Source organism: Mycobacterium sp. 1165178.9, assembly GCF_001673555.1.
Taxonomy (GTDB): Bacteria; Actinomycetota; Actinomycetes; order Mycobacteriales; family Mycobacteriaceae; genus Mycobacterium.
Genome location: NZ_LZMB01000415.1, coordinates 1 through 1453 on the forward strand (window position 1 = coordinate 1; position 1453 = coordinate 1453).

Sequence of the window (1453 nt, forward strand, 5' to 3'; positions counted from 1 at the left end):
CGCGCCCGAACCCGCCGACGGCGAGGCGCTGTTGCGCACCACCTATGTCGGCATCGACGCCGCGGCCCGCACCTGGCTCGACGACCAGCCCAGCTACCTTCCGCCGGTACAGCTGGGTGAGGTCATCCGGGCGGCGGGCATCGGCGAGGTGGTCGCGTCGCGGTGCGACGCCTACGCGGTCGGCGACGTCGTCACCACGTTGACCGGCTTCCAGGAGTACGCGATCATCCGCGACGACCTGTTCAGCACGCCGATCCCGGGCGAGGACGACCAACTGGCGATCATGTCGGTCTACGGGCCGACCGGCGCAACCGCCTATTTCGGGATGACCGACATCGGCCGGCCGCAGCCGGGGGAAACGGTGGTGGTGTCGGCGGCCGCGGGTGCCACCGGATCGGTCGCGGGGCAGATCGCCAAGATCGCCGGCGCCCGCGTGGTGGGCATCGCGGGTGGGCCGGAGAAATGCCGGGCGGTGGTGCAGGACTTCGGGTTCGACGCATGCATCGACTACAAGAACGACGACGTGGCGGCCGCGCTCAAGAAGCATTGCCCGCAACGCGTCGACGTCTACTTCGACAACGTGGGCGGTCCCATCCTCGACGCCGTGCTGGGCCGTCTGGCCGCCCGAGCCCGCGTCGTGTTGTGCGGCGTCATCTCCAGCTATTTGACCGGCGATCACCCCGGGCCGGCCAACTACGTGAACCTGCTGTCGAAGACCGCCCTGATGCAGGGGTTCAACGCCCTCGATCAGTGGGGCCGCTTCGACGAGGCGTTCGCCGCGCTACGCCGGTGGGAGGCCGAAGGCCGACTTCACCACCGGCAGACCATTTTTGAGGGCATCGAGTCGTGTGTCGATGCCCTCAACGGGCTGTTCACCGGCGTGAACGTCGGCAAGACCCTGGTCAGGCTGAGCGAACCCAGCCCCCGCTAGGCCGCGCCGAGTGCCCGGTGCAGCGCCTTGCGCGCATCGGTCAGCGCCTCGAGCACCTTGGTTCGCGTCTCGGCGAGCTGCTGCTTCTGCTCGTCGGTACCCGTCCATGCGATGGTGCGGGCCAATCCGGCGATCTCGAAGAATTCCTTGCGGATCTTCACCACGTCACCGAACTTGGCCGCGCGGCCCAGGAAGGCGTGGGCGGTCTCGCTGCTGACTCCGCGCCAGGCCAACAGGTTTCGGCCGAGCTCGGTCAGGGTCGCCACGCCGCCGTCGACGGTGACCACGCCGCGTCCGGCGAGGATGCCGATCGCAAGCTCGGCCGCGTCCTGCGGAGGGGTGAACGCGCCGCCGGTCGCGTCGGACACCCGCTGCACCACTTGCGCGGCGTCAGCCGGCCCGTCCAGCAGCAATGCCGCGGTGACGAACGCCGCGCGCTTGAGGCCGTGGCGACCCTTCTTGCCGAAGGGGGCGAAGCCGGGAGCGCCGCCTGGGCCGCCGAACCCGGGAGCACCGGACCCG

Annotated in this window: 2 protein-coding genes; one reads left to right on the forward strand and one right to left on the reverse strand. The window is 70.1% G+C overall.

Features of this window, described 5'->3' with window-relative positions; translation table 11 throughout:
• A partial coding sequence (locus A5652_RS18180; RefSeq protein WP_067354454.1) for an NADP-dependent oxidoreductase occupies positions 1-931 on the forward strand: 931 nt, incomplete at its 5' end.
• On the opposite strand, the gene A5652_RS28120 is transcribed toward A5652_RS18180, so the two are convergent.
• Positions 928-1453 (reverse strand): hypothetical protein (locus A5652_RS28120; RefSeq protein WP_232001234.1); only part of this gene is annotated, 526 nt, incomplete at its 5' end. The two genes, A5652_RS18180 and A5652_RS28120, sit on opposite strands and share 4 nt — an antisense overlap.